The sequence below is a fragment of the Ancylobacter sp. genome (assembly GCF_965229075.1).
GTDB lineage: Bacteria > Pseudomonadota > Alphaproteobacteria > Rhizobiales > Xanthobacteraceae > Ancylobacter.
Genome location: NZ_CBDDIO010000001.1, coordinates 617,935 through 638,188, shown reverse-complemented (window position 1 = coordinate 638,188; position 20,254 = coordinate 617,935). Strand labels below are relative to the sequence as shown.

20 protein-coding genes are annotated in these 20,254 nt (G+C 68.7%); 6 read left to right on the top strand and 14 right to left on the bottom strand.

All coding sequences use genetic code 11. The features are described 5' to 3' along the window. Positions 1–122 precede the first annotated feature (122 nt). Entirely contained in the window at positions 123–1,244 is a 1,122-nt protein-coding gene (gene alr, locus ACO07Z_RS03210; protein WP_421697372.1) for an alanine racemase, read from the top strand. Between the two features lie 35 nt (positions 1,245–1,279). Beyond that, positions 1,280–2,536: a D-amino acid dehydrogenase gene (locus ACO07Z_RS03205; protein ID WP_421697371.1), complete on the top strand. Its 1,257-nt coding sequence runs from the start codon at positions 1,280–1,282 to the stop codon at positions 2,534–2,536. A gap of 40 nt (positions 2,537–2,576) precedes the next feature. Here ACO07Z_RS03205 and ACO07Z_RS03200 read toward each other — a convergent pair whose 3' ends face one another. The 13 genes from ACO07Z_RS03200 to ACO07Z_RS03140 form a co-directional block, all read right to left on the bottom strand. Next, positions 2,577–3,770: a hypothetical protein gene (locus tag ACO07Z_RS03200; RefSeq protein ID WP_421697370.1), complete on the bottom strand. Its 1,194-nt coding sequence runs from the start codon at positions 3,768–3,770 to the stop codon at positions 2,577–2,579. Beyond that, positions 3,764–4,396 (bottom strand): hypothetical protein, encoded by a 633-nt coding sequence (locus ACO07Z_RS03195; RefSeq protein WP_421697369.1) that lies wholly within the window; start codon positions 4,394–4,396, stop codon positions 3,764–3,766. The genes ACO07Z_RS03200 and ACO07Z_RS03195 overlap by 7 nt, the downstream gene beginning before the upstream one ends. Then, positions 4,393–5,277, bottom strand: coding sequence for a VWA domain-containing protein (locus ACO07Z_RS03190; protein ID WP_421697368.1), 885 nt, complete (start codon positions 5,275–5,277; stop codon positions 4,393–4,395). Before ACO07Z_RS03190 ends, ACO07Z_RS03195 begins: the two co-directional genes overlap by 4 nt. Then, positions 5,274–6,227 carry a VWA domain-containing protein gene (locus tag ACO07Z_RS03185; protein ID WP_421697367.1) on the bottom strand — a complete coding sequence of 318 codons (954 nt, stop codon included), beginning with the start codon at positions 6,225–6,227 and terminating at the stop codon, positions 5,274–5,276. Before ACO07Z_RS03185 ends, ACO07Z_RS03190 begins: the two co-directional genes overlap by 4 nt. Then, a complete protein-coding gene (locus ACO07Z_RS03180) occupies positions 6,224–6,565 on the bottom strand; it encodes a hypothetical protein (RefSeq protein WP_421697366.1) in 342 nt (113 codons plus the stop codon). Before ACO07Z_RS03180 ends, ACO07Z_RS03185 begins: the two co-directional genes overlap by 4 nt. Continuing rightward, entirely contained in the window at positions 6,552–7,391 is an 840-nt protein-coding gene (locus ACO07Z_RS03175) for a DUF58 domain-containing protein (RefSeq protein ID WP_421697365.1), read from the bottom strand. The genes ACO07Z_RS03180 and ACO07Z_RS03175 overlap by 14 nt, the downstream gene beginning before the upstream one ends. Then, on the bottom strand, positions 7,385–8,335 hold the full coding sequence (locus tag ACO07Z_RS03170) for an AAA family ATPase (protein ID WP_421697364.1): 951 nt from the start codon (positions 8,333–8,335) through the stop codon (positions 7,385–7,387). The genes ACO07Z_RS03175 and ACO07Z_RS03170 overlap by 7 nt, the downstream gene beginning before the upstream one ends. A gap of 97 nt (positions 8,336–8,432) precedes the next feature. Further along, on the bottom strand, positions 8,433–9,755 hold the full coding sequence (locus ACO07Z_RS03165; RefSeq protein ID WP_421697363.1) for a histidine kinase: 1,323 nt from the start codon (positions 9,753–9,755) through the stop codon (positions 8,433–8,435). After that, positions 9,755–10,390, bottom strand: coding sequence for a response regulator (locus ACO07Z_RS03160; RefSeq protein WP_421697362.1), 636 nt, complete (start codon positions 10,388–10,390; stop codon positions 9,755–9,757). The genes ACO07Z_RS03165 and ACO07Z_RS03160 overlap by 1 nt, the downstream gene beginning before the upstream one ends. A gap of 74 nt (positions 10,391–10,464) precedes the next feature. Then, positions 10,465–10,746: a helix-turn-helix domain-containing protein gene (locus ACO07Z_RS03155; protein WP_421697361.1), complete on the bottom strand. Its 282-nt coding sequence runs from the start codon at positions 10,744–10,746 to the stop codon at positions 10,465–10,467. Then, positions 10,743–12,227 carry a sugar ABC transporter ATP-binding protein gene (locus tag ACO07Z_RS03150; RefSeq protein WP_421697360.1) on the bottom strand — a complete coding sequence of 495 codons (1,485 nt, stop codon included), beginning with the start codon at positions 12,225–12,227 and terminating at the stop codon, positions 10,743–10,745. Before ACO07Z_RS03150 ends, ACO07Z_RS03155 begins: the two co-directional genes overlap by 4 nt. 8 nt (positions 12,228–12,235) lie before the next feature. Beyond that, positions 12,236–13,267, bottom strand: coding sequence for an ABC transporter permease (locus tag ACO07Z_RS03145; protein WP_421697359.1), 1,032 nt, complete (start codon positions 13,265–13,267; stop codon positions 12,236–12,238). A gap of 201 nt (positions 13,268–13,468) precedes the next feature. After that, the gene (locus ACO07Z_RS03140) at positions 13,469–14,581 is read right to left on the bottom strand and encodes a sugar ABC transporter substrate-binding protein (protein WP_421697358.1); all 1,113 of its coding nucleotides are present in this window, start codon (positions 14,579–14,581) and stop codon (positions 13,469–13,471) included. A gap of 180 nt (positions 14,582–14,761) precedes the next feature. Here ACO07Z_RS03140 and ACO07Z_RS03135 point away from each other — a divergent pair, with 180 nt between their 5' ends. The 4 genes from ACO07Z_RS03135 (at position 14,762) to ACO07Z_RS03120 (ending at position 18,693) form a co-directional block, all read left to right on the top strand. Beyond that, complete coding sequence (locus ACO07Z_RS03135; protein WP_421697357.1) at positions 14,762–15,430, top strand: GntR family transcriptional regulator; 669 nt, start codon at positions 14,762–14,764, stop codon at positions 15,428–15,430. Between the two features lie 123 nt (positions 15,431–15,553). After that, positions 15,554–16,339, top strand: a complete 786-nt coding sequence (gene attM, locus ACO07Z_RS03130) for an AttM family quorum-quenching N-acyl homoserine lactonase (protein WP_421697356.1) — start codon at positions 15,554–15,556, stop codon at positions 16,337–16,339. Between the two features lie 145 nt (positions 16,340–16,484). After that, positions 16,485–18,131 (top strand): GMC family oxidoreductase, encoded by a 1,647-nt coding sequence (locus ACO07Z_RS03125; protein ID WP_421697355.1) that lies wholly within the window; start codon positions 16,485–16,487, stop codon positions 18,129–18,131. A gap of 142 nt (positions 18,132–18,273) precedes the next feature. Then, positions 18,274–18,693: a YybH family protein gene (locus ACO07Z_RS03120; RefSeq protein WP_421697354.1), complete on the top strand. Its 420-nt coding sequence runs from the start codon at positions 18,274–18,276 to the stop codon at positions 18,691–18,693. Positions 18,694–18,722: 29 nt separating this feature from the next. Here the strand turns inward: ACO07Z_RS03120 and ACO07Z_RS03115 are convergent, their stop codons facing one another. Then, positions 18,723–20,249, bottom strand: a complete 1,527-nt coding sequence (locus ACO07Z_RS03115; RefSeq protein WP_421697353.1) for a methyl-accepting chemotaxis protein — start codon at positions 20,247–20,249, stop codon at positions 18,723–18,725. Positions 20,250–20,254: the final 5 nt, after the last annotated feature.

Sequence of the window (20,254 nt, the reverse complement as noted above, 5' to 3'; positions counted from 1 at the left end):
AAACTTCGCTGATACGTGCAAAATGGCGCATCCATGCGGCAATCATGCACAGATCGCGGAAAATGCGCATGATTGCTCCGCTATACTGCATCCTCGTGGGGTAAGCGAGGATGAGGCGGGCGATGTTCGGCGACATCTCCAATGACCAGACGGCGGTCGACACCGCGCCGGGAATCTTGACCATCGATCTCGGGGCGCTTGCCGCCAATTACCGGCAGCTCAAGGACCGGGTCGGGGCCGCGCGCGTGGCCGGCGTGGTCAAGGCGGATGCCTATGGGCTCGGCGCGGCGCGCGTCGTCCCGGCGCTCTATGCCGCGGGATGCCGCGATTTCTTCGTCGCCCAGTTCAGCGAGGCGCAGGCCATCGTTCGCACCCTCGGCCGCGACGCGCGGCTCTATGTGCTCAACGGCCTGCAACCCGGCGCCGAGCGCGCCTGCGCGGAGGCGGGGATCATTCCCGTGCTCAACAGCCTCGACCAGCTCGCCAACTGGTCCCGCTGCGCCCGCGCCCGTGGAACGGAACTGCCGGCGCTCTTGCAGTTCGACACCGGCATGTCGCGCCTCGGCCTGCCGCCGGAGGAAGTCGACACCCTGCTTCAGGAGCCGTCGCGGCTGGAAGGCGTGCGGCTGTTGCATGTGATGAGTCACCTGGCCAGCGCCGACGAGCCGGACAGCCCGCAGAATGCCGAGCAACTGGCAACGATGCGCCGTTTCGCGGCGGCGTTCCCCGGCATCGAGCCGTGCTTCGCCAATTCCGGCGGCATCTTTCTCGGGTCGGACTATCACGGCGTGCTCGTGCGCCCCGGCATCGCGCTCTATGGCGGCGCGCCGACCGCCGGCGTGCCGAACCCGATGCGGCCGGTGGTGCGGCTCGACGCGCGCGTGGTGCAGACCCGGCTTGTGCCGGCGGGCGCCCGGGTCGGGTATGGCGGCGTGCATGTCACCTCCGGCGAGCGCAGGCTCGCCACCGTCTCGGTGGGCTATGCCGACGGGCTGCCGCGCGCGCTGAGCGATCGCGGCGCGGTCTATCAGGGCGATGTCCGGCTGCCGATCGTCGGCCGCGTGTCCATGGACAGCCTCACCGTGGACGCCACCGCGCTTGCCCCCGGCACGCTCGCGCTCGGCACGCTGGTCGAGATCGTCGGCCCGCACCAGACGCTGGAAGACGTGGCGCGCGACGCCGGCACCATTCCCTACGAAATCCTCACCGCGCTCGGCAGGCGCTATCATCGCGTCTATCGCTGAAAGCGCGGGCAGGAACAGACCAGAGGCACCTTCCGATGAAGATCGTCATACTCGGCGCCGGTGTGATCGGCGTCACTTCCGCCTATTACCTCGCCAAGGCCGGCCATGAGGTGACGGTGCTCGACCGGCAGCCGGGCCCGGCGCTGGAAACCAGCTATGCCAATGCCGGCGAAGTCTCGCCGGGCTACGCCTCGCCCTGGGCCGCGCCGGGCATCCCGATGAAGGCGCTCAAATGGCTGTTCATGAAGCACGCGCCCTTGATCATCCAGCCCCGCTTCGATGTCGCGACCTGGCGCTGGATGCTGGCGATGCTGCGCAATTGCACCGCCGCGCGCTATGCCGTGAACAAGGGGCGCATGGTCGGCCTCGCCGAATATAGCCGCGACTGTCTGGCCGAGCTGCGCGCGGAAACCGGCATCGCCTATGACGAGCGGATGCAGGGCACGCTCCAGGTGTTCCGCACCCAGAAGCAGCTCGACGGCATCGGCAAGGATATCGAGGTGCTGCGGGCCGACGGTGTTCCGTTCGAGGTGCTGGACCGTGCCGGCTGCGTCGCCGCCGAGCCCGGACTCGCGCGCGCGGCCGAGAAGATCGTCGGCGGCCTGCGCCTGCCCGGCGACGAGACGGGCGACTGCTTCAAATTCACCACCGCCCTGGCCGCGCGGGCCGAGACGCTGGGGGTGAGCTTCCGCTACGGGGTCGATATTCGGGGGATCAAAACCGCGGCCGGGCGTGTCGTCGCCGTGGACACAGCGGCGGGCGAGGTTCACGCCGATCGCTTCGTCGCCGCGTTGGGCAGCTTCACGCCGCAGCTTCTCGCCCCGCTCGGCCTCGACCTGCCGATCTATCCGGTCAAGGGCTATTCGATCACCGTGCCGATCGTGGAAGAGAGGCTGGCGCCGGTTTCGACGGTGATGGACGAGACCTACAAGGTCGCCATCACCCGTCTTGGCGATCGCATCCGCGTCGGCGGCATGGCGGAAATCGCCGGCTTCTCCACCAGCCTGCCGCCCTCCCGCCAGGCGACACTGGTGCAATCGGTGGAGAGCCTGTTCGGCGGCGCCGGAGACCAGAGCAAGGCGTCGTTCTGGTCGGGCTTGCGGCCGATGACGCCGGACGGCACGCCGATCATCGGCCGGACGCGCTACCCGAACCTGTTCCTCAATGCCGGCCACGGCACGTTGGGCTGGACCATGTCCTGCGGGTCGTCCCGTGTGCTGGCCGATCTCATCAGCGACCGCGCGCCGGAAATCGCTGCGGAAGATCTGGCGCTGGCGCGCTACGCGGCCTGACGCGGGAAAGCGACAGCAGGGCACAGGGCCGTGACGCCCTTTAGGGGTGCGCGCGGGCTCTCCCTTGCCCTGCTTTCCCCGCGAGAACGGCGTCCACGGCGGCCTGCCGGTCGAATGCGCCGTCCCCGGCATCGCGCCCATAGAGCGCGGCATCGAGAGCGGCGGTCTCGCATCCGCTCACCTTCAGCCCGAGGTCGCGGCGGCGGCGCAGATAGGCGTCGCACGCCCGGCGAAGGGCAAAGAGGTCTCCGGAGCGGGCCACGCGCTTCAGTTGTTGCCGCGTCGGATCAATGGGCGAGAGCCGGCGAAGCGCGCGCAGCAGCTGCGGTCGCCGGCGCGGTGCGAGTCCGGCAAGGCACAGGCCGAGCCCGGTCAGCGCCCCCGCGATCCCGGCTGCCACACCGGCCGCCGTAGACCCAGCCGGCAGCCGGCCGGTGCCGCTCCGATTGTCGTGGAAGCTGGCATAGCCGAAAGGCAGCGCGGGGATTTCCGCTGTCCTCATCGTACGGCTTGCCGTGTCGAACCACGGGATGGGGACAGGTGGCAGCACGCCGGGCTCCCCGGTCGTGGGCCGCAGATGCCATTCCCACACAACCGTCGTCACCGGGCCGGCGGGGGTCGGCCGCATGTCGCGCTGTTCCGGCGCGGCGAAGCTGATCAGCCATGGCGCGCGCAGCACGGGGCGCGGCGGCAGCCTGTGCGGCAGCGTGCCCTCCGCCGTCAGCGTGACGCGGCGCACCAGCGTCTCGCCATCGCGCAGCGCGCCCGGCGCGGCCGACAGGGCATCCTCGACCGTCAGCTGGCGGGCCGACAACGGTGCGCCCTCGCCGGGATACGGCGCAACGGCGAGGCTGACCGGCGGCGCCACGACGTCGAGCGGGGCCCGCAGGTTCTTCTCATCGACAACGATGAGATGGTGCGTCACCGGGCCGAGCGTCAGCGTTCCGGCATGGCGGGGAAAGACGGCAAGGCGCCGTTCGAACACCCGAACGGTGCGCCCTGCAATCTCCTCGTCGCGCCACTGGTCGCGCGCCAGCTGCAGCCAGTCATAATCCTCCGAACTGGGGAATGTCAGCGTCTCCAGCGCGATGCGGCTGGTGTATTCGCCCCTCAGCGTCACCGGGATCATCTCGCCGACGACGGGCCGCGCGCCCTCCGGCAGCAGCAGGCGCAGGCCGTCGCCATAGGCGTCGCCGGCGATCAGAAGCAGCAACAGGCCGACCCACCTCACCATGTTTCGGCCTCCTCGGGTCGCAGCAGGCCGAGGCCGGCCCGCCGCTCATACTCCTTGCGCAGACGCAAGCGCAGGAATTCGCCGGGATCGTCGGCCAGCGTCTCAAGCCACGCATCCGAGGCCGCGAACCCGCGCGCCTCAATCGGCTTTTTCCAGGTGGGATCGGGCGTGCTGGCGATGATCGGCGCCTCCATCGGGTCGCCGGGGGCGAGGCCGCCCGCGCCGGGCAACCGGCCCGGCACGGTGGTCTCACCCGTCGTCTTCGGCACCATCGCGTCGACCAGATCACGGAGCCGGCGCGCCTCGTCGTCGGACGGGTTGGCGAAGAGCACCGCATCGACATAGGCGACAGAGAGCGCGTGCTGTCCGGTGGCGGCAAGTGTCAGCGCACGATTGAAGGTTTGGCTTCGCCCCGCCTCGGCGAAGGCGGCATCGGCGCCGGCATAGTCGCCCGCCCGGTACAGAGCGAGCCCCCGCGCCGCCGGATCGTCCAGCACGCGCGCGGCCGTGCCCGGCGCGCCGAATCTCAGCAGAAGGCGCCCCCAGGCAGCGGGGCCGGCAGCAAGCACGCAGGCGAGCCCGAGCACGGCGACGAGAGCGAGACGCGGGCGCAGGCCGGCGTTCATCCGCGCCTCCGGAACAGGACCAGCAAGGGCAGCCCCGCCAGCGCCGCGAGACACGGGCCGACATCGAGATAGGCCAGCGTCGAGAGTGCCGGATCGCGCTCCAGACCGCCCCGCTGCGCCAGCCGGGCCAGAACGGGGGAAGGGGCACGGGCAGGCGCGGCGAGGCTTCCCAGCGCTTCAAGCGCCGCGAGATCGCTCACGCCGCCGGCCGATCCGGTCAAGGTGAGCACGGAAAGCCGCACGCCATCGCCGGCGAGACGCTCGGCCTCCGCCTGGGCGGCACCGTCGACACCGCCGCCATCGGAAATCAGCACGAGATCGGCGTCCGGGCTCGCCCTCAGCATTTGCCGCGCCAGCGCCAGCGCACTCGCGGGGCGGCTGCCACCGCTCGGCATCGTGTCGCGGGCAAGCACGGCAATCTGGCTTTCCAGCGTCGCGGGGTCGGCCGTGGGCGCAGCCACTTCATACGCCTCGCCGGAATAGAGCAGCATGCCCACCGGCCGTCCGGATAAGGCCGTCAGAAGAGCGGCGGCGGCGGCCTGCGCGTCGGCAAGAGCCGGGCCTTGCGCGACCGATGGCGACATGTCGAGGGCGATGAGAACCGCTCCGCTGCCCGCTAGCACCGGCGCATCCGCGCGCGGCACGGCGGGACCGCACAGGCCGAGGCTGAGCAAGAGCGCCGCCGCGAACAAGGCGACGCCCTGGCGGCGGGCCCCTCCCCCCAAATGCCCCAGTGCCCGCATCGCCTCGAACATCACCGGTGGCATCACCCGTTCCCAGCCGCCGGCGGCGGGTCCTTGCCGCCAGTGCCACAGCGCGAGGGCGGCGAGCACCGGCAGTATAAGGAGCCACCCGGGACGCAGGAGAACGAGATCGCTCATCTTCGCCTCCACGCCGCCAGCAGCACCACCAGTGCCAGCGCCGCGCCGCCGGGCCACATCCAGAGCGGGCGCCAATAGCGCAGCGGCGGGCGCTTCATCGGGTTCGGCTCAAGCTCATCCAGCGTCGCCGCCATCGCTTCGAGATCCGCCATGCTGCGCACGCGGAAGCTGGTGCCCCCTCCGGCCTCGGCGATCTCCCGCAAGGCGACCGCGTCCACGGCATCGCGCGACGCCGGCTGATGTTCGAGATCCTCGGGACCGAGCGCGATGGTATGCACCCGCACCCCATGGCCGGCCGCCAGCCGCGCGACATCTGACGCCAGAACCTTGCCCGACGTATCCACCCCGTCCGAGAGCAGGACCACGACCTTGGTGGTGGCGTCGCTGCCCATGATCCGGCGCGACGCCAGCCCCAGCCCGTCCGAAATGGCGGTGGAGCGGCCCGAAATGCCGATCTGGGCGACTTCGATGGCGCGGGCGACGGACGCGACATCGAAGGTCGGTGGCTGCGCGACAGAGGCCCGGTCGCCGAAGATCACCAGCCCGATCCGGTCGCCCTGGCGTGCCGCCACGAAACGCGCGGCGACGCGCTTGACCGCTTCCAGCCGCGAGAGCGGGGCGCCATCGAGAACGAAATCCTCCTTCAGCATGCTGCCGGAGAGGTCGAGGGCCAGCAGGATTTCCCGGCCCGACGCCGTCACCAGATCGCGCGTCGCGGCGACCTGCGGGCCGGCGAGCGCCAGAACAAGCGCGCTCCAGGCCGCGAGGAGAACCGCTTGCCCGGCCCGATCCTCGCCGTGCCGCGCTGGCAGCGCCGCGGCGAAGGTGGCGGGCGCCACAGTCAGTCCGGCATCCCCCGGCGCCCGCGCCGTCGGCAGCAGGCGCACCAGCAGCGGCAGGGGAAGCAGCAGCAGGGCGAGCGGAAAGGCGAGAGAGACAGAGCCGATCATCGCCGCGCCCGCCGCGCCTTAAGAGCGATGCGCTCGACCGTTTCCGGCGACAGCGGCGGGGCGCCGCCATAGGCCATGGCGCGCAGCTCCTCCGGCAGATGGCCGAGCAGGCGGCCGATCGCCAGCACCCGCTCCTGTGGCGGCAGCCCCCTTGTGGCGCGAATGAGCGTGCGCCGCGACGGACGCCGCTTGACGAAGGGGGCCGCCAGCAGCGCGAGCAGCGCCGCGACCAGCAGCCCGGCGCCGAACAGCAGCAGCAGGTCGGCGGCGCTCATCTGCATGAGTGCCGGCGGCAGGCGCCCTTCCGGCAGGGCCGCAATGAGTTCAGCCTGCGTCATCGGCGATCACCTGGAGGCCGACATTCAGGACGCGGAGACGCTGCGCCAGCGCGGCGTGGTCGAACGGGCGCAGCCGCGCGAGGCGGGCAAGCCCGCCGGCCCTGAGCGGCAGCGCCAAGGCGGGAGGCGCGGTCTCGATCTTGTCCAGTGGCAACAGGACCCGGACCAGACGGCGGCGGGCAAGCCGGGCCAAGGCCGGCTCGTCCTCCGGCGCAACGCCGTCCGGCCCCGTGGCGACAAGCACCTCGCCGCCGGGTGGGCACAGCCGCACGGCGCGGGTCAGCCCCTCATCCAGCGACGGCGACCCGCCGCCGCCCCCGAGCGCGCGGTCGTGGCAACTGGCGAGCATGTGGCTGATGCGGACCATCTGCGGGACGCCGCCGGCCAGCGGTACGATAGCCAGACCCTCGGCGCTGACGCCGATCGCCGCCAGCGAGCCCCCCCGCGCCACCGCCTGCCACCCTCGCCGCGCCGCCAGCCGCGCCGCGCGCACCGAGCGCAGCGCGGCGCCCGTGCCCCACAACATGGGCCGGCGGAAATCGACGATCAGCAGCAGCGTATCGTCCCGGTCCTCGTGAAAGCTGCGGATATGCGGAATGCCGGTGCGGGCGGTGGCGGAAGGGTCGAGGCGGCGGGCGTCATCGCCCTCGGCAAAGGCGCGAATCTCGCGCAGATCCATGCCCGCGCCCGGCGGCCGGGCGGGAACGGCGCCGGGACGGCGGGACGCTGGCTGGGCGCGCCCGGTCCTCGGTACCCCCTCCCGCAGCGCCAGCAATTCGCGCGCCTCAAGCCGAAGGCCCGGCGCCGCCAAAGCGGGGTTCACCATGGCTCGACCCGCTGCAGGATGTCGGCGACGAGCGTTCGCCCGGTCCGCCCCTCGCCGATGGCCGACCAGCTCGGGATCAGCCGGTGGGCGAGCGCATCGGGCGCCAGCGCGATGACATCTTCCGGCAGCACATAGTCACGCGCCCGGATCCAGGCGCGCGCTTGCGCCGCCACCGCCAGCGCCAGCGTGCCGCGCGGCGAGATCGGATGCTCCACCCATTGCGCAACCGCGCCGCCGGGCCGCGACGCCATGACCAGCCGGACGATGAAGTCCTTCAGCGCCGGCGCCAGATGCACCCGCGCCACCTCGTCCTTCGCGGTCCTAAGCGCATCCGCGTCGAGTGGGAGGGCGAGGAAGGCGGGGGCGTCGATGCGCTCGGCCGAGACCAGATCGAGAATGGCGCGCTCCTGCTTGGCCTGCGGAAGGCCGAGCGAGAGATGCAGCAGGAACCGATCCATCTGCGCCTCCGGCAGCGGAAAGGTGCCCTCGTGCTCGATCGGGTTCTGCGTGGCCACGACCATGAAGGGCTCGGGCAGCGCGCGGCTAACGCCGGCGGTGGTCACCTGGCCCTCGGCCATGGCCTCCAGCAGCGCCGACTGCACCTTGGGCGGGGCGCGGTTGATCTCGTCCACCAGCACCAGCGCGTGGAAAAGCGGACCGGGCACGAAGGCGAAGCCGCCGCTCTCGGGGAGGAATACCTGCGTCCCCGTAAGGTCGGAGGGCAACAGGTCCGGCGTGCACTGGATGCGCGCATGGCTGCCGGGAAGGTGCGCGGCGAGCCGCTTGACCGCGCGCGTCTTCGCGGTACCGGGAGGTCCTTCGATCAGCACATGGCCGCCGGCGAGAAGGGCGATCAGCAGCCGTTCCACCAGTTCTTCATGACCTATCAGACCGGCGGCAACGGCGGTGCCGAGCTGCGCGACCGGATGGCTCATCTCGTTCATGCGGCGGCTTCCCCTGGCAGACACCTCCGCCAGCATGGAGGACCCGGCCGAAGCCGCCAGAGACAGCCTCCCGCCCGATCCGGGAAGATCACCCGGGTCAGAGCGGCAGACGGGCGACCGCGCGCATGCCGTTTTCGACCGGGGACAGCTCAAAGCTGCCGCCAAGCGCATCGACCCGCTCACGGATGCCGAGCAGGCCGTAGCCGTCGTCGATCGCGCCGTCATGGCGGGGCGAACCGTCATCGACGGTGGTCAGGGTGATGGCGTCGCCGACCTCGATGTGCAGCGAAATATGCGTCGGCGTGCCGTGCCGAACGGCGTTGGTCACGCATTCCTGGGCGATGCGGTAGAGGCTGAGCGCCAGAGCGTCGGGCACGGCGTCGAGCGGACCGGCGAGCGTGAGATCGAAACGGACCCCCGGCACGCGCGTTCGCCAATTGGCAATCATGCGCTCAACCGCCGGGCGCAGGCCGAGATCATCGAGGTCCGGCGGCCGCAGCCGGGCCAGCTCGGCCCGCAGGCTGTCCATCATCTGACCGGAAATTTCGGCGATGCGCGCCCCGTCCTGCGCCGTGCTTTCGCCCGATTGCGCGATTGCCGCCGCCATGGCCCGGGTGGCGGTGAGGCACTGGCCGAACTCGTCGTGCAGCTCACGCGCCAGCGCCCGCCGCTCATTCTCCTGCACCGCGAAAAGCCGGCGCGTCAGCTCGGCCCGCACCGCCTGCGCCTCCTGCAGCGCCACCGCGGTGTCGTTCACCGCCCGGCTCAGCCGATCGAATTCCGTCACCCGCAGCCGCGGCAGGCGGGCGGCGAAGTCGCCATGCTGCAAGCGCTCGATCCCGCGCACCACGATTGCGAACGGCGCCAGCAGGCGGATCATGAGCAGGCCGGTCAGCAGCGCGCCGCCGATGGCCATGCCCACCGCCACCCGCATCAGGTCGCGGGTGCGGGCCCAGGCGCGAGTGACGATGACGCCTGGATCGGCGATCGCCGTCACATAGGCGTCGGTGACGTAGCGTGTGCGCACCGGCACGGCGACTGGCGCCGGCACCAGGCCGAGCCGGTCAGCCAACCAGACGAACCAGTCCGGCGGCGTAGCCGCCGCCAGATAGGGCCCGCAGCGGCGCTGTACCGGCTGGTCGCGCGGCCCGAGCTCGACGCAGATGCCCGGCGCAATGAGGCTCCAGGCCGGAAATTGCTGCCAGTCACGAAACACCGGCGTCGGCGCCACGCCGCCGAAGGCCAGCCCCTCGAAGCTGGGGCGGGCGGCGATGGCGTCGGATACGAGCGTGGCCGTCGTCTGCGCGTCGCGGCGCGCCGCATGCGCCGTGTCCCACAGCACCCATCCCGCGGCGACGACGAGGGTGAGCAGCCCGGCGGCCAACACCCGCACGACGAGCTGCGGAACAAGGCCGCGCATCAGGGCACGGGCACGAGGCCGGCGCGCTGCGCCTTGAGCACGAGGTCGGCGTCGCCGGACGCGCCCAGCTTGGCCCGGATCTGCGACAGGTTGTTCTGGACGGTCTTGGACGAGAGCTGGAGATCACGGGCGATGGCCCGCCCGTTCATGCCCCGCATCAGCATGAGGAGAATGTCCCGCTCGCGCGGGGTGAGGCCGGCAGTCGGGTCGTCCTCGACCACGCTGCGGGCGAAATCCTGCGCCACGTCGGTGGAGAGGGCGCGCCGCCCGCCCATCACCGTCGCGATGGCGCGGACCAGCTCGTCCGGCGGGCTGGACTTCGAGACGAAGCCGCGCGCCCCGGCCGCCATCGCCTTCTGAGCGAACACGGCCCCCTGATGCATCGACACGATGAGAATGCGCGCCCGGGGATCGTCGGCGAGGATCGCCTCCACCGCCGGAAAACCACCCCCGCCCGGCATGGAGAGGTCCATCAGCACGATGTCGGGCCGGTGCTCGGCGAACGCCGCCCGCGCCGCCGCGCCATCGCCAGCCTCGGCGACGACGGAAAGCCCGGGCTGGCGTCCGAGCAGGCGGCGATAGCCTTCGCGCACAATCGGATGATCGTCGACCAGAAGAATGCGGATCGGGTCCATGGGCAGACGATAGCGCGGGCGGCGCAGGGCACCAAGTGGCGCCCCTGACGTGTCGCGCCACCTCTCCGGCCCTGTCACTCCGGCCTTGATGACAGGCGCGGACGATCCGCCAGCCCGGTGACGCCTTCGGCATTGTAGCGGGCGATCCAGTTCAGCAGCGTGCGCGGACGTATGTGGGCGCAGGCGGCCGCCTCCGTCAGGCTGGCCCCGGCGAGCACATGGGCGACGGCGCGCATGCGAAGCGAGGCACGCAGGCTGGGCGTCTTGCGGGCGAGCAGCCGCAGCGCGTGGGCCGTGAGATCGGCACGGACGGGGCTCGCGGCAGCCGCGCGGGCCTCCGGCAGCGACGCGGTCACGCCACCTCCGACGCCAAGGTCGCCGCCAGTAGCGAGTCGCGGTCGAAGCCCGCGCGCGGCCGCTCCACTGCCACCCGCCCGGAATGCACGACCATGATGCGCTCGCTGAGCGAGAGCAGTTCGTTGAACGAGGTCGACATCAGGATGATGGCGGCACCGCCGCGCGCCATTTCCAGCATGATCTCGTAGATCTGCCGGATGGCGCCGACATCGACGCCGGAGGTCGGCTCGGAGAAGATGTAGATCTTCTGGTCCCGGCTCAGCCATTTGCCGATGACGGCCTTCTGCTGGTTGCCGCCGGAGAAGTAGCGCATCTTGGTGCCCGGCGCGGCGGGGTAGATCTGCAGCCGTTCGATCACCTTTCGGCCGCTGGCCAAAATGTCGGCGGCGCCGACCATACCCAGACGCGAGAGCCGGTCGAGGATGGGCAGCGCGACATTCTCGGCCATGGTCAGGTTGGGGAACAGCGCCTGCTTGCGCCGGTCCTCCGGGATCAGCGCCACGCCGATGTCGAGCGCATCGGACGGGCTGTCGATGCGGACCGGGCGCCCGTCGACGCAGATGTCGCCGTGATAGGCGATGAGGCCGCTGAGCGCCTTCTCGATCTGCTCCATGCCGCCGCCAATGGGGCCGGTGATGCCGAGGATTTCGCCGCGATGCACGCGGAAGCTGGTCGGGCTCAGCTTGGCGGTGCCGAGCGCCTTCACCTCCAGCGCCACCTCCGGGCGGGCGTGGCCGGGATTGGTGATTTCAAGGTCCGAGGCCGAGCGGTTGACCATCAGCCGCGTCACCTCCGCTTCGTCGATCTCGCCGCGGGCGAGCGTGGCGACGACGCGGCCGTCGCGCAGAATGGTCGCCCGGTCGCAGAGCAGCTTCACCTCGTTCAGCCGGTGTGAGATGTAGACGATGGTCAGCCCTTCCGCCTTGAAGCGACGGATGAGGGCGAACAGCAATTCGCTCTCGCGTCCGGAGAGCCGGGCCGTCGGCTCATCAAGGATGATGACCTTGAACTTGCGGTGAAACAACGTCGCCAGCGTCAGCATCTGCATCTGCGCGGCGGTGAGCGCGCCGGCGCGGGCGGCCGGGTCGATATCGAGACCGATGCGGGTGAGAATGCGTCCCGCCTCCCGCTCCATCGCCCGCCGGTCGATCCAGCGGCGCTCGCTGCCGAGCAGCAGGTTCTCCGCCACCGTCATGTTCCAGGCGAGTTCGGCGTCCTGATAGACCGCGCCGACCCCCGCCTCATTGGCCGCCTTGGGCGAGTGGCCGTGAAAGGACTCGCCCTCGATGCGGATTTCGCCGCTGGAAGCGGTGTAGACGCAGGTCAGTATCTTGATGAGTGTCGACTTGCCCGCGCCGTTCTCGCCGAGAAGGCCGTGGATCTCGCCGCGCTCAAGCGACATATCGATGCCCTTGAGCACATGGACGCCGGAAAAATCCTTCCGGAGGTCGCGGATTTCGATGATGGGGCGCGCATCCATGACCGACCTCAGATGAACCGAAGGTGAAGTTCTTCGCGGTTGAGCAGCGCATTCGTGCCCACGGCCGCGAGCAGGACGAAGCCGTTGAAAATGTTGCGCGCGGAGCTGTCGACGCCGAACTGGGTCATGCCGTTCGACACCATGTAGAGGAAGAACACGCCGAGCAGCGTGCCGAGCACATGCGGCTTGCCCTTGCCGAGAATGGTGGCGCCGAGGAACACGGCGGCGAAGGCTTCGAGGAGATAACCGGCCCCTCCCGTCGGCTGTGCCGAGGACGAGGTGGAGGCGAGGAAAACACCGGCAATGCCGCAGAACAGCGCGCTGAGGACGAAGCTCGAAATCACCCAGCGATACACCGGAATGCCGGAGTAATAGGCGGCCAGCGGGTTGTCGCCCACCGCGTTGATGTAATGGCCGATGCGCAGCCGGTTGGCGACGATGAAGGCGATGATGAAGAAGACGAACAGAAAGACCGACTTCACCGCGATAAAGCCGTAGCGCCCCTGACCCAGCCAGCGGAAGAAGTGCTCGTCATAGCCCACCGCCACCTGATAGCCGCCGGTGAGATACTGGTTCGCGCCTTCCAGCAGGAACATCACGCCGATGGTGCCGACGATGCCGGAAATGCGGAACCACGTGACCAGCACGCCATTGGTCAGGCCGATGAGCATCGACACCAGCAGCGCCGCCACGATGGCTCCGGGCGCGCCGAGGATCGGGATGCAAAGGGCGCACACGATCGAGGAGGTGGTGACGATGGTACCGATCGAGAGATCGAAACTGCCCGCCGCCACCACGAAGGTCAACCCCATGGACAGCAGCGCGCAGGTGAACATCGAGAACAGGATGTTGTTGATGTTCGAAACCGTGAGGAAATAGGGCGACGCGAAGGAGAACGCCACGGCGACCAGGAGGATGACGAGGATCGTCCCCCACACCCGCAGGAACCGCACCAGCGGGTGGGAGGTGTCGCGTCCCGCCGCCTCGGAGCGAGAGGGTGACGTCCCCGATGCCGGGGCCTGCTGCTCAGCTATGCTCATGATCGTTCCTCTTGAGCCGTCTGTCCCGACGGGGCGGCGTGTCGGGGGCGTTACCGCCGGAGCGGGCCATGCCCGCCGGCACGAGGTGCGCGCGGGGCAGCGGCATCACGCCGTGGCGCTCGGAAAGTCTGCGCTTCAACCAAAGGCCAGTGGGCCGCGAAGGCCGAAGGCGGGTCGCCCTCGGCCTTCGCGGCGACGGCCTCAGCCACCGAAGGGTTTGAGATAGGCGATGGCCGCGGCATCCATGGCGCGGATCTCGTCGAGATATTTCGCGGCGTCCTGCGGCAGGATGGTCGGCACCGGCACATAGTCGACGTTGTTCGGCACCTTCTCGCCACGGCCGAGCTGGAGCGCCAGCTTGCCGACGCGCTCGCCGATGGTGTGGTAGGGCACGTCGGTGGAGAAGGCGACGGGCACGTTGCCGGAGGCGATGCCGGCGAGCAGCTGATCCGATGTGTAGTGGTTGAACAGCTTGATCTCGTCGCGCCCCATCTGCTGCATCGCCTGCGCCGCGCCGATGGTGAGCGGCCACCACCAGGACATGAAGGCGGCGATCGAACCCGGCTTGGGATTGGCCTGAAGCAGGGCCAGCATGTTGTCCCTGCCCTTGGAGATCTGGTCTTCCGTCGACACCGAGCCGGAAATGAATGGCAACATCTTCATGCGCGGCTCATAGGAGGTCATCAGCGACAGCATGTCCGCTTCCATGTCGAACGGCGTATAGAAGCCGCGCGCCTCGGCGGTCTGCGCAATGGTGCCCTGGCGGCCCAGCATGTTCTGCATCTGGTAGCCGATGGTCATCGCCGTCGCCCAGGTATTCTCGCTCACCGCCGGCGAATCCTTGACCGAAACGACGAAGCCGACCGTCTTGATGCCGCGCTTGCGGGCCTCGTCGACGATGTAGGCGGTTTCGGATTCGAGCGAATAGATGCCGAGCACGAGCACATTGATGTCGCGGTCGAGCAACGCCAGCGCCGAGCTCTGCTCGGAATTCTTGGAAGGCTCGCCGCGCACCGTCACCAGCTCGCCGCCGCCTTCGGTCACGGTCTGCGCGATCTTCCAGCAGCCGCGCCGCCAGGGCTGGTTGAACGGCCCGTAATTCAGACCGAGGCCGACGCGCACCTTGGCGCCTTGGGCACGCACGATGCCGGGCATGGCGACGCCGGACGCCGCCAGGGTGGCGAGGCCGATTCCCGCGCCGACGCCGCCCAGCAGGCCGCGGCGGGTCACGCCCACCGCCGTGGCGGTCGTCGCATCCGAAGTCTCTCCCGCGGCATCCACCGGGGCGTCACTGTCTGTCTGATGGCGTTTCATGGTTCCTCCCAATGCCCTCACGGCGCTCGAACCGGGCTTTTGCAAAGCCTCTGCGGATCGGTATACGGATTATCGATAATCTCGTCTATAATTTTTTTCATCATGCACTCGATGTTATTATCGAGCGAATTGACAACCGATGGTTCTTCTCGCTAGCGTCGCCGGGCAATGGAGGTTTTGATGTCGTCGTCCCAGAATGTGAGGCGGCCCAGCGCGATGAGCGCCGAGGAGATCTATGAGATCCTGCGCCGTGACATCGCACTCGGGCGACTGATGCCGCGCCAGCGGCTGGTCGAGAGCGACCTTTGCGAGCGTTTCGGCGCCACCAACCACAATGTCCGGCGGGCCTTCGATCTGCTCGACCGCATCGGGGTCATCGATCGCAAGGCCAATCGCGGCGTCGAGGTGCGGGCTCTGTCGGCGCGCGAGCTGCAGGACCTCTACGACATCCGCGCCATGCTGCAGGCCGAGGGCGTGCGCCGGCTCGACATCGACCGGCTGGACGAACTGGCCGACCGGCTGACCGCGATCAACACCACCTATGAGCAGGCGCTCAAGGAGGGGCGGATCGAGGCGGCGGTCGACGCCAACGACCTCTTCCACACCACCCAGTTCGATTACTGCAAGAACGCGGAACTGGCGGCGCTGCAGCTGAACTACTGGCTGCGCGCCTCGGCCATCATCTCCCGCGCCTTGATCGAACAGGGCTCGTCGTTGAAATCCCTGCAGGACCACTGGGACATCATTGCGGCCATGCGGGCGCGCGACATGGCCCGGCTGGAAGAGCTGACCGTGACCCACATCCGACCACCGCTCGCGGCCTATATGCGCGTCTACGGCCTGTACTGAGCACGGCGACAGGAGAGCACGACCTCACCCCACGAAGCGCCCCGGCGCTTCCAACAATCAGCCGGTGGCGCGGGCTCGTCCCGACGCTGCGGCACGACAAACCGACACGCGTGGAGGACGCCAATGAGCGACGACATTCGACTGTATTTTTTCCAGACCGGGCGCATTCGCCAGAAGGAAGTCGACATCAAGCTTGGCCACGGCCAAGAGGACTTCTTCACCCCGATTCCGTGGTTCTTCATCACCCATCCGCGCGGCAATGTGGTGATCGACGGCGGAACGGCGGTGGAAGCGGCCCGCGACCCCGAAGGACACTGGGGCGAGCTGACCAAGAAATACTACCCGCTGATGGACCCCGAGGATGGCTGCGTGAACCGGCTGAAACAGGCGGGCTTCGATCCGGCGGATGTGAAATACGTCATCCACTCCCACCTGCATCTCGACCACACCGGCGCCTGCGGGAACTTTCCCAACGCCAAGCACATCGTGCAGCGCCGTGAGTATGAGTGGGCGTTCAGCGCCGACTGGTACATGAAGCTCGGCTATGTGATGAAGGACATTCTCAAGCCGGGCATCCAATGGGAGTTCCTGGAGGACGAGGACGGCTTCGACCTCTATGGCGACGGCGTGATCCAGACCTATCAGTCGCCCGGCCACAGCCCCGGCCACCAGTCGATCATGGTGCGCCTGCCCAATTCCGGCCCGATCCTGCTCGTCATCGACGCCGCCTACACCTTCGAGCACTGGAACGACAAGTGCCTGCCGGGCGCCCTCACCTCGGCCATCGAAGTGGCGGCCTCGGTGCGCAAGCTGCGGCGCATCGCCGAGCGGGAGAACGCCATGGTGGTGCCGGGGCACGACCCCGATTCCTGGCCAAGCTTCAAGAAGGCGCCCGACTTCTACGACTGACCGGCGCGATCACCGCCTGACGCCGCGCGCCCCCCGGCATTGACCGGGAGGCCGCGCGGATTGAGCCTGCGGGCGTGCGCCATTCACGGCGCACGCCGTCCGGCCGTTCCTGACCGAACGGGCAACTCCACACCGGTCCAGTCCCATGAAGACGACCTACGACTACATCATCATTGGCGGCGGCACGGCGGGATGCGTGCTGGCCAACCGCCTCTCGGCGAATGGCCGCCACGACGTGCTGCTTCTGGAAGCCGGCGGCGAGCCCAGCAGTCCCTGGATTCCGATTCCCGCCGGCTTTTCCAAGCTGCTGGTCGATACCAAGTTCAACTGGAAATTCGTGTCCGAGCCGGAAGCGGGAACCGACGGCCGCGCCATCGCCATTCCGCGCGGCAAGGGCCTTGGCGGCTCCTCGCTGATCAACGGCATGATCTATGTACGCGGCCAGCCCGGTGATTTCGACAAATGGGCGCAGAGCGGCGCCTCCGGCTGGAGCTTCGCCGAGCTCGTGCCCTATTTCCGCAAGGTCGAGGCGTTCGACGGCCCGGCGGGCGAGACGCGCGGGGGCGACGGCGCCTTAGGGATCACCGAGGTGGGGCTGCGCCCGCCGCTCGCCGACGCCTTCATCGCCGCCGCCCAGCAGGCCGGATACGGTCTCAACCGCGACTATAATGACGGGCATCAGGAAGGCTTCGGCTATTATCAGGCCACCCAGCGCCGTGGCCGCCGCGTGTCGGCCAAGTCCGCCTATCTCGATCCGGCACGGGGAAGGCGCAATCTCGCCATCGTCACCGACGCGCATGTGCTGAAAATCGACGTGGAGGGCCGCCGCGCGGTGGGCGCTACCTTCCGGCGGCACGGGCAGACGGTCAGCGTTCGGGCGGGGCGTGAGGTCATCCTCTGCGCCGGCGGCGTGCAGACGCCGCACATTCTCGAACTTTCCGGCATCGGCCATCCCGGCCTTCTCAAGCCACTCGGCATCGAGGTCGTGCAGGCGCTGCCCGGGGTGGGCGAGAACTACCAGGACCATTTCTGCACCCGCATGAACTGGCGGGTGAACCGCCCCATCACCCTGAACGAGCAGTCGCGCGGCCTGCCGCTCGCCCGCTCCGTGCTGCAATATTTCGCTTCCGGCCGTGGAATTCTCTCGCTCGGGACCGGGCTGGCCTTCGGTTTCGTCAAGACCCGGCCGGGTCTGGAGGATGCCGATGTGCAGCTTTACTTCATGCACGCGAGCTATGCCGACGCGTCCAAGCGCATCCTCGACCGCGCGCCCGGCATGACGATCGGCGTCAGCCAGCTGCGCCCGGAAAGCGTCGGCTCCATCCATGCCCGCTCCGCCGACCCGCTCGTGCCGCCGGCGATCCGTCCCAACTTCCTCGCCTCCCAGGTCGACCGCGACACGATGCGGCGCGGCATGGAGATCGCGCGGCACATTGTCGAGCAGCCGGCGCTGCAGTCCTTCGTCGCCCATGAGATGAGCCCGGGCCCTGCCTGCCGGACGGAAGGCGAGTGGGATGCCTTCAGCCGCAGCAATGGGCAGACGATCTACCATGTGAGCGGCACCGCCAAGATGGGCACCGACCCGGCCGCCGTGGTCGATCCCACCCTGCGCGTGATCGGCCTCGCCGGGCTGCGCGTCGCCGATGCTTCCATCATGCCGGCCATCGTCTCCGGCAACACCCAGGCGGCGGTCTATGTCATCGCGGAAAAGGCGTCCGATCTCATTCTGCGCGACGCCGAGACCAACACAGCCGGCGAGGCCGGCGGTGCGCGGGGAAACAGGGCCGCCTGAAACCGATACCCGGCGGCGCTGACACGCCAGCGTCCGCGCGGAGCGTGCCTTCACCACTGACGTTCCCGATACGCGGCGGCAGCCCATGCCGTCTTCCGCGCGGGAGGCTTTGCGCCATCAGCACATATTCACGGGAGAGATCATGTCGCCATTATCGGTCACCAAAGAGGTCGAATCCCGCTGGAACGCGGCCGCCTCGCCCTGGGACGCTGTCGCACTGGCCGGCCTTTACAATGATGACGCCCTGTTCTTCGGGCTTCTCCCCGAATTCTTCGTCGGCCGGTCCGCGATCGAGGCGTATTTTTCCTATTATGTCGGCCTCTATAGCGGGGTCACACTGAGCCTCGTCGATCAGGAGGTCCGCGAAATCTCGCCCACGATCATCGCCGCGCAGGGTTTCGGCGATATCCGCAACACGCGATGCGATGGCCTCGTCGTTGCCTCGCGCGTTCGCACCTCGCTGGTGATGACCCGCTCGGCCCAGGGCTGGGGCATTTCCCTGCACCATTTCTCGCACATCCCCGCCAGCTTTCCGAAAAAGCCGCTGGAGGTCGACGCCTAGGGCCATACCCGCCGCGTATCGGCACGGCATCATGCTCCCGCGCCCCGCGCCAGGGATGGCGCTGCGGCCATTTGCGTGACGTGAGCGGTCAGGCCGCTTCGAGCTGCGCTTCCCGCACCTTGCGGTTCGCCGCCTCGATCTGCTGGGTGGAACTGGAGATCGACTGCAGCCGGTCGGCCACCTCCCGCACGCCGCTGGCGGCGCCGTGCATGCTGCGCGAAAATCTCGCTGGTGACGGCGGCCTGCTCGGTCACGGCGCTGGCAATGCTGGCGGACACGTCGTTGATGGTGGAAATGGTGGTCGCGATCCTTGTGATCGCCGCAACGGCGCTCAGCGTGGAGTCGCGGACGGCCGAAATCTGCGCCGATATCTCTCCGGTTGCATGCGAGGTCTGCGCGGCGAGCGTCTTCACCTCCGTGGCCACCACGGCGAAACCCCGGCCGGACTCGCCGGCCCTCGCGGCCTCAATGGTCGCGTTAAGGGCGAGCAGATTGGTCTGGCCGGCGATCTGATTGATGAGTTCGACCACCGTGCCTATCCTCTGCGCCGCCGCTGTCAGACCGGCTATCACAGCGCTGGTGCGCTCCGCTTCGGTCGACGCCTCCCGGGCGATGGTGACCGAACGCGACGCCTGCTGGGTGATCTCACCGATCGAACTCGCCATCTCCTCCACCGCCGCCGCGATGCTCTCGACACTGTTCGATGCCTGCGTCGAGGCCGCGACGGCCCCGACGGCCTGCTGGCTGGTCACCGCCAGCGCGTCGGCGATCTCCTTGATTTCGGCGCCGATCTGGCGGCGCCGGTTGCGGCGGTTGCGGTCCTCGACCTCGCGCGTGATGTCGGTGGCGAACTTGACGATCTTGTACACCCTGCCCTTCGGGTCGAAGACTGGATTGTAGGAGGCCATGATCCACACATCGCGGCCGCCTTTCGCCACCCGGTGGAACTCGCCGGCGACGTATCTGCCCTGACGCAGTTCGTTCCAGAACTGTCGGTACGCCGAGGTTTCCCGCTCCTCCGGCATGACGAACATGCTGTGATGGCGCCCTTGGATCTCTGTGAGCCCATAGCCGATCACCGCCAGGAAATTCTCATTGGCGGCGAGGACATTGCCGTCGAGGTCGAACTCGATGACCGCCTGCGCGCGGTTCACCGCATTGGCCATGCTCTGGAGTTCGGCCTCGGCCTTCTTCTTCTCGGTGATGTCGGTGGCGACCTTCATGATGAAGGCGACACGGCCGGATCGGTCCAGAACCGGGTTGTAGGCCGCCTGAATCCATACCTCCCGTCCGTCTTTGGTCACTCGCACGAACTGACGCGCCTGCGCCTCTCCCGCGCGCAGCGACCGCCAGAAATCCTGATAGTCGTTGCTCTCCTGCTCCTCAGGAAGGACGAACATCCGATGGTGCTTGCCGATGATCTCGGCTTTGCAATAGCCCATAAGTTCGAGAAATTTGGCATTGGCATCGCGAATAATGCCGTGCGTGTCGAATTCGATAAGAGCCTGCGTCCGACCAATGGCTTCGAGCTTGCGTTTGCTGTTCGCAGCGAACATTGCAT

Excerpts from the sequence above, each read along its gene's own strand:
- ACO07Z_RS03140 (WP_421697358.1), bottom strand. The coding sequence starts at position 14,581 with ATGAAACGCCATCAGACAGACAGTGACGCCCCGGTGGATGCCGCGGGA.
- alr (WP_421697372.1), top strand. The coding sequence starts at position 123 with ATGTTCGGCGACATCTCCAATGACCAGACGGCGGTCGACACCGCGCCG.
- ACO07Z_RS03175 (WP_421697365.1), bottom strand. The coding sequence starts at position 7,391 with ATGGTGAACCCCGCTTTGGCGGCGCCGGGCCTTCGGCTTGAGGCGCGC.
- ACO07Z_RS03195 (WP_421697369.1), bottom strand. The coding sequence starts at position 4,396 with ATGAACGCCGGCCTGCGCCCGCGTCTCGCTCTCGTCGCCGTGCTCGGG.
- ACO07Z_RS03150 (WP_421697360.1), bottom strand. The coding sequence starts at position 12,227 with ATGGATGCGCGCCCCATCATCGAAATCCGCGACCTCCGGAAGGATTTT.
- ACO07Z_RS03185 (WP_421697367.1), bottom strand. The coding sequence starts at position 6,227 with ATGATCGGCTCTGTCTCTCTCGCCTTTCCGCTCGCCCTGCTGCTGCTT.
- ACO07Z_RS03120 (WP_421697354.1), top strand. The coding sequence starts at position 18,274 with ATGTCGCCATTATCGGTCACCAAAGAGGTCGAATCCCGCTGGAACGCG.
- ACO07Z_RS03125 (WP_421697355.1), top strand. The coding sequence starts at position 16,485 with ATGAAGACGACCTACGACTACATCATCATTGGCGGCGGCACGGCGGGA.
- ACO07Z_RS03205 (WP_421697371.1), top strand. The coding sequence starts at position 1,280 with ATGAAGATCGTCATACTCGGCGCCGGTGTGATCGGCGTCACTTCCGCC.
- ACO07Z_RS03200 (WP_421697370.1), bottom strand. The coding sequence starts at position 3,770 with ATGGTGAGGTGGGTCGGCCTGTTGCTGCTTCTGATCGCCGGCGACGCC.
- ACO07Z_RS03145 (WP_421697359.1), bottom strand. The coding sequence starts at position 13,267 with ATGAGCATAGCTGAGCAGCAGGCCCCGGCATCGGGGACGTCACCCTCT.
- ACO07Z_RS03165 (WP_421697363.1), bottom strand. The coding sequence starts at position 9,755 with ATGCGCGGCCTTGTTCCGCAGCTCGTCGTGCGGGTGTTGGCCGCCGGG.
- ACO07Z_RS03135 (WP_421697357.1), top strand. The coding sequence starts at position 14,762 with ATGTCGTCGTCCCAGAATGTGAGGCGGCCCAGCGCGATGAGCGCCGAG.
- ACO07Z_RS03180 (WP_421697366.1), bottom strand. The coding sequence starts at position 6,565 with ATGACGCAGGCTGAACTCATTGCGGCCCTGCCGGAAGGGCGCCTGCCG.
- ACO07Z_RS03190 (WP_421697368.1), bottom strand. The coding sequence starts at position 5,277 with ATGAGCGATCTCGTTCTCCTGCGTCCCGGGTGGCTCCTTATACTGCCG.
- attM (WP_421697356.1), top strand. The coding sequence starts at position 15,554 with ATGAGCGACGACATTCGACTGTATTTTTTCCAGACCGGGCGCATTCGC.
- ACO07Z_RS03115 (WP_421697353.1), bottom strand. The coding sequence starts at position 20,249 with ATGTTCGCTGCGAACAGCAAACGCAAGCTCGAAGCCATTGGTCGGACG.
- ACO07Z_RS03160 (WP_421697362.1), bottom strand. The coding sequence starts at position 10,390 with ATGGACCCGATCCGCATTCTTCTGGTCGACGATCATCCGATTGTGCGC.
- ACO07Z_RS03170 (WP_421697364.1), bottom strand. The coding sequence starts at position 8,335 with ATGAACGAGATGAGCCATCCGGTCGCGCAGCTCGGCACCGCCGTTGCC.